This is a genomic window from Dolichospermum sp. LEGE 00240, assembly GCF_015207875.1.
In the GTDB taxonomy this organism is placed as follows: domain Bacteria; phylum Cyanobacteriota; class Cyanobacteriia; order Cyanobacteriales; family Nostocaceae; genus Dolichospermum; species Dolichospermum gracile.
Window position 1 is genome coordinate 22,349 of the sequence record NZ_JADEVZ010000062.1, and the last position, 6,525, is coordinate 28,873.

Below are 6,525 nucleotides of genomic sequence, written 5' to 3' on the forward strand. Positions count from 1 at the left end.
TCCTATATATTAACGAGTTATCACTAAATTTGAAGTCAGCGTAATATCTAAATCCTGTTCTGGTCTTAGCACAAAAACATCAGTTTTTGGTTTCCGTAATAGTATACTAGCTAAAGCCCCCGCTGCTGCACCACCAACAGGTTCTAAAACTTCAATTTTCTTATTACCTGTGATCAAAGAAATTACACTAGCAGCACCCGCACCAATAGCAGCATCAGTTAATATTTGTCCAGTGCTTGCTCCCTTAGTAATTGTTTCTGTTTGGGTGATAGTTTTAGAGTTAGCGTAAATTTGTTGTCGTTGTCCAGAAGGAAATACTAATTCTCTGGCTACGAAACGAACACCTTGCTGATTATTACTAGAAGATCGAGTATTTAATCTTACTGGTTGTAATTCCCCAATAACCGCACTATTAGCAGGAATTAAAATATTTCTGTTACTATCAGTAACATTATCAGCTATTTTTAGAGTTAAAGCCAATGTTTCACCCGGTTTGACAATAACCTTCTCTTTTTCGTAAGTAACAGGTAAAGTCGCACCAGAGCGAATACTAATTGTCCGCGATTGATTGATATTAAATCCTTGTGCCATAACAGGACTAAAGGACACAAGGGGGGTAGCTACACCTGTGGTAATGGCTATAGCCATGAGTGCAGCGGTGCTAGATTGCCAACGGATAGAACGGCTCATGATAAGATTGCCAAATAACATATATTAAGATGACGTGGACTCGCTAGGATAGTTTCTGGACAATTGTTAATTAAGCATAAGCACTGCATAATTAGGGTTTATGAGCGAATTAGGTTTGGTTAAGGTTTGGAAAACTGCAATTATATCCTTTTAAGTAGGTGAACACAATAAGACCAATCTGTGTAAAAGTATGATTTTATTTCACGCAGAGAGTAAGAGTTTGAGAGATGGAATTTTCGACTTTCATACCCCAATTCACCAACGCCCTATTTTGGAGGTGCCTAATAGATTGATTGTTTTAGTATTTAGGATTTGTTAATGCTAACCAATAGTCTTTTGTTGTTGATATAATTGCTTAAACAACGCTTGCTGTTGTTTATGATCAACAATTGGTTGAGGATAATTTATTCCATAGTAATCTAACGGGGGAATTTTCCCAGTTACCAAGTATTCTGGAGCTACATAACGCAATTCAGGTATCCACTGACGAATATATTCCGCTTCGGCATCAAATTTTTGGGTTTGACTGGCAGGATTAAAAATGCGTAATGGTTGAGGGTCCATACCACTAGAAGCACTCCATTGCCAGCCTCCATTATTAGCAGATAAATCACCATCAATGAGTTTCTGCATAAAATATTTTTCTCCCCATTGGGGATTAATAATTAGATCTTTAGTCAAAAAACTGGCAACAATCATTCTACATCTGTTGTGCATCCAGCCGGTTTCATTTAATTGACGCATGGCGGCATCTACTATGGGATAACCTGTTTTACCTTGACACCAAGCTTGAAAATACTTTTCGTTATTTTGCCAAGGGAATGTTTTAAAAGTGTCTCTATATGCACCTTTAGCTAATTCTGGAAAATGGTACATAGCGTGTTGATAAAATTCCCGCCACGCTAATTCCTTTTGCCATGTTTGGATACTGGCATTTACTTCTTCACTATTACTATTTGCCAGCGCTTCTATAGTAGTTTGCCAAATAGTTCTCATACCAATAACACCAAACTTTAATGCGGCACTTAATTGAGATGTACCATCAATTGCGGGAAAATTCCTTTGTTCTTGATATTCATTAATAGCAGCTTTGGCAAAATTATCTAACTTTTCTTGTGCTGCTAATTCCCCGGGAGCAATTATTAATTCTGCATCCCAAATAAAACCCAAATCTGCGGCAGAAGGTAAATTAATAGTTCCTGTGAGTTGAGAAATTTCTTGTTCTTCTGCTGTTAAATTTTCTAGATTTGCTAAAGGTTTAACTGGTTTAGCTTTAGATTTAGTAATCCAATTTCTCCAAAAAGGAGTATAAACAGTATAGGGAGTTTTCGCACCACTAAAAATTTCTGTTGGTGAATGTAATAACTGATCCCAATTGTCATTAAGAAATTCAATTCCTTGAGTTTTCAAAGCTTCAATTACTGCTAGATCTCGTGTTTGGGAATAGGGTTCAACATCCCAATTCCAAAATACGGCTTTTGCTTTTAATGCTGTTGCTAATTTGGGAATTGCAATCACAGGATCATTTTGTAAAATTAATAATTGACTACCTGCTTGCTGATATCTTTCTTGGAGAGATTGCAAACAGCCAATCATATATTTTACCCTAACGGGGGCAATATCATCACTTGCGAGAATTTGGGGATCTAGACAAAATACACCTACAATCTTCGCACTTTTTTCTCTAGCCGCAGCTAGTCCTGTATGATCAGAAATGCGTAGATCTCGACGATGCCAAAACAGAATTAAATCAGACATTGAATATTAATATAGTTCTGATGTACTAAATTATAGTATACCAATTTTATGTGAAGCTGCCCAGAATAATTAGGGTTTGCTGAATAAGTCTTCTAGTGAAGAGAGGTGACAGGTGACAGTTGACAGGTGACAGTTTTAGCTATCTGTCACCCCCAAACTTTTAAGTTTATTAGAGGTAAAATGCTCCGTTTTGGTGCTACTCCTCCTCAAAAACCTTGCAACTATTTTCCTTTTTATCAACCTCAAACCTTTGATTCATTTACGTTTTACGTTTTTTCGGCAAGCCCTAATTATCATCCGTATTTATCTGCGTTTATCCGCGTTCATCTGCGTTCAATTATTATTAAAATCTTACTTCACGCAGCTTCATTTTAAATTAGAATCACACCAAATTTGCACAACCCGACCTGTAACTTCTTGACCAAACCAAGGAGTATTATAAGCAAGTGTTTGCAGATTTGCTTTGTTTACATTCCAAGTTTGCAACGGATTAAATAAAGTTAATTCAGCTTTTTCACCGGGTTGAATTGCTTTAATTTCCTGTTGTAAACAAGCTGCTGGTTGATGACTCAAAACGCGCCATAATTCTAAAGCTGTAAATTCTCCGGTGGTGACAAGATTTTGCCAAAGTAGGGGTAATGCTAATTCTAAACCAATTGCCCCCGGTGGTGATTCCCCAAAGGCTTGAACTTTTTCTTCATAAGTATAAGGTGCGTGATCAATAGCGATCGCATCTATAATCCCAGTTCGCACAGCATCCCGTAAGCATAACATATCTTGGTGGTTTCCCAAGGGCGGATCTAAATGTAAGGATGTGTGATAGCTTCTAATAGCTCTTGTATCTAATAAAATGTGCATCCAGGTAGTACTAGCGGTAACGGGCAGACCCTGAGATTTAGCTTTGGTAATTAATTCTACACTACGAGCAGTAGAAACACGCATGATGTGGACTGGTGTACCAACATCCGCGACCAATTCTAATAAAGCGGCAATTGCTGTTGTTTCCGCACTAACTGGAATGGGAGATAAACCTATTCGTAAGGCTTCTGCACCGTCTCTGATTCTACCATTAGCTGCCAAATGGCGATCGCATGGCCAAAAAGCCACAGGTTTACCAAAGGGTTGAAGATACTCCAAAACCCGTCTGACTATCCCCAAATTGTCCCAAGGTTTAGCATCAGTAAAACCCACAACCCCCGCTGTGGCTAAATCTGCTACCTCTGTTAATTGTTTACCTGCTAAATCTAAGGTAATTGCCCCCCAGATATGCAAATGGGGAGAAGCTTTTCCTCTATCTCTCTCTTGCTGTAACTGCGCCACTAAAGCAGGTTGATCAATGGGTGGTGATGTATCTGGCAAAACACCCACCCTAGTAAAACCACCCGCTTCGGCAGCTTGCAAGAAAGAACTTAAAGTTTCTCGCTCTTCAAATCCAGGTTCACCTGAATGACTATATAAATCAACTAATCCCGCTCCAAGAATTAGTCCTTGACAATCACGAATAGAGGTATCGTCACTAAAATCTGTAATTTGCGAGGCGATAGTTTGGATATAACCATCAATAATTAATACATCTGCTACGTTATCAGTTTTCTGGACAGGATCAATTACTCTTACTTGTTTTAATAGTTCTTTGGTCATTGGTCATTGGTCATTAGTCATTGGTCATTGGTCATTGGTCATTAGTCATTAGTCATTAGAAATAATTTTCCCCCTGTAACCTGTAACCTGTAACCTGTCACCTGGTTAGTAAACCAGGAGTTTAAAAGAGGTAAATACAGATTTACAACCTTTGCAGCAAATTCAAGCCATGCGAATCAGTACCACAGGTGCTAAATAAATTAAATTTTTCCGCTAATTGTTGAACTTCCTCAGTTTCCACCACACTAGGTTTCCACGGTTTGGGGTTATTGTAAGCGTAGAAAGTCTCAACCCCATCAATACCATCACCCGCAGCCGCAGGAATGAGGTCAAAATGCGATCGCCTATACCGGGCTGGGTGAGCAAGTACCGCTAGTCCTCCCGCTTCGTGAATAGCTGTAATCACGTTAACTGCTTGATAAGCCTTCCCTGTACTCGGAGTTTTTTGTAAATATGGCTGCATACTGGGATGTTCTAACTCAAAAGCATAAGCCAAAATGTGAACTTCATTATCCAGCAGATTGGCGTTAATTTCTACACCACTCCACAGATATGGAGCATGAGCATCAGGATTACGCCATTTCCAATCTTCTAACCAAACCAGGGCTGCTTGGTAGCCACTAATACTATGATGATCAGTAATAGCTAACCCTTTTAAACCAATTGCGATCGCTTGATCCATCAAATCACCCGGTTTTAGTTTGCCATCGGAGTGAACCGTGTGCATATGAAAATTAAATAACTGGGGACAACTTTGTGCATCAATGCGTTGGAATACTTGCTTTAGTAGTTCCTTAGAAACAGTAGTCCGGGCAAAATTTATAACCATAACCCCTCTACACAAAAATTACATTCTTCTCAAAACACCAACACGCCACACTTGTAAACGAGATATAACCAATACCATTAACCAGTAAATACAGATACTTCCTCAACTGCACCAATTGATTTTTGCAATATGTTAAGACTACGTTAGCAAATATTAACGCTGATGGCGATGAGTATTTTTGATTACTTCCATCAAGAGAATATAAATTTTGCGTATAGTTTCTATCTGTTTACCGCTATTGTTACCACAAACTGCTCAATTCACCTGCTCCACTGATCACTTCACCAATTACATTAGCAGAGATATCCTGAGATTGAAAATGAGTAATTACCTGTTTTGCTTGCTGAGGTGGAACTAATAACACAAACCCAATACCCATATTAAATGTATTATACATAGCCTCAGCACCAACAGAACCAGCCGCAGCTAACCAATGGAAGACAGGGGGAATAGTCCAACTATTAGGAATCATCTGTATCCCTTGACCCTTACTTAAACATCTTGGTAAATTTTCTGGTAAACCGCCGCCAGTAATGTGAGCCATGCCATGAACTTCTAAACCTGATTGCAACGCAGCTAAAACAGATTTCACATAAATGCGTGTAGGCGTGAGAAAAGTTTCTCCAATAGATGCACCATTGAATAAATCTGGGGTATCAGTCCAAGCAAAACCACCATCACTGACAATTTTTCTGACCAAACTCAAACCATTACTATGGACACCTGAACTAGCTAAACCGATAGCCACGTCACCCACCTGCACCTGAGAACCATCCAACATTCGGCTTTTTTCCACAATTCCCACGCAAAAACCAGCCAAGTCGTATTCACCAACCTGGTAAAAACCGGGCATTTCCGCCGTTTCTCCCCCCAGTAAAGCCGAACCCGCCAATTTACAACCAGTAGCTATCCCCGCTACCACCTGAGTTAATTGTTCCTTGTCTAACTTACCTGTAGCCACATAATCTAGAAAAAACAGCGGTTCTGCACCCGATGTCAACACATCATTAACGCACATCCCCACCAAATCTATGCCCACAGTATCATGACGGTTGAGAATTTGAGCTATTTTCAGCTTTGTCCCCACACCATCTGTTCCCGAAACCAAAACTGGTTCTTTGTAACCTGTAGGCAGTTGAAAGCAACCACCAAAGCCACCCAGTCCCCCCAAAACCTCTTTTCTAAAGGTGCTGTGAACCAAATTGCGAATTTGATCTACAAAAGCTCTACCTGCTTCCACATCAACGCCTGCATCCCGATAATCCATGCCTAACTACACCGTTATCAATTCATAACTTTAGGTTATTATTATCACACAATTTAGCTGCTAAAACCTCTTCCGATCAGGAAAATGTCATTCCTACTACCCAATTAATTCGCAATTAAGCGATAAGATATTGCATTGAACATAATCTAAAACCTAATATAGCACTTCTTGATGTTATGAGATACAGTTTTTTATCGCCAAACCCGTAGGGGCGCAGGGCCTGCGCCCTCCATTGTTGTTGTCAAAAAATCTCCATGAAACTAAAATCCCCGTCTTTTTAGCAATACAACCTGTCTCTTATACACAGCTGACGCTGCCGACGATCTTACGCGTGTAGATC

General features: G+C 39.6%; 5 protein-coding genes. All 5 read right to left on the reverse strand.

Going from position 1 to position 6,525, the window contains the following annotated elements:
- Positions 1-9 precede the first annotated feature (9 nt).
- On the reverse strand, positions 10-690 hold the full coding sequence (locus IQ226_RS18410; protein WP_193897709.1) for a conjugal transfer protein TrbI: 681 nt from the start codon (positions 688-690) through the stop codon (positions 10-12).
- Positions 691-1,011: 321 nt separating this feature from the next.
- A complete protein-coding gene (locus tag IQ226_RS18415; RefSeq protein WP_193897711.1) occupies positions 1,012-2,448 on the reverse strand; it encodes an FAD-binding domain-containing protein in 1,437 nt (478 codons plus the stop codon).
- 366 nt (positions 2,449-2,814) lie between these two features.
- Entirely contained in the window at positions 2,815-4,089 is a 1,275-nt protein-coding gene (locus IQ226_RS18420; RefSeq protein ID WP_193897712.1) for a dihydroorotase, read from the reverse strand.
- A 142-nt stretch (positions 4,090-4,231) separates the two neighbouring features.
- Positions 4,232-4,918 carry a PHP domain-containing protein gene (locus tag IQ226_RS18425; protein WP_193897713.1) on the reverse strand — a complete coding sequence of 229 codons (687 nt, stop codon included), beginning with the start codon at positions 4,916-4,918 and terminating at the stop codon, positions 4,232-4,234.
- A 241-nt stretch (positions 4,919-5,159) separates the two neighbouring features.
- Positions 5,160-6,185 carry a phosphoribosylformylglycinamidine cyclo-ligase gene (gene purM, locus IQ226_RS18430; protein ID WP_193897714.1) on the reverse strand — a complete coding sequence of 342 codons (1,026 nt, stop codon included), beginning with the start codon at positions 6,183-6,185 and terminating at the stop codon, positions 5,160-5,162.
- Positions 6,186-6,525 lie beyond the last annotated feature (340 nt).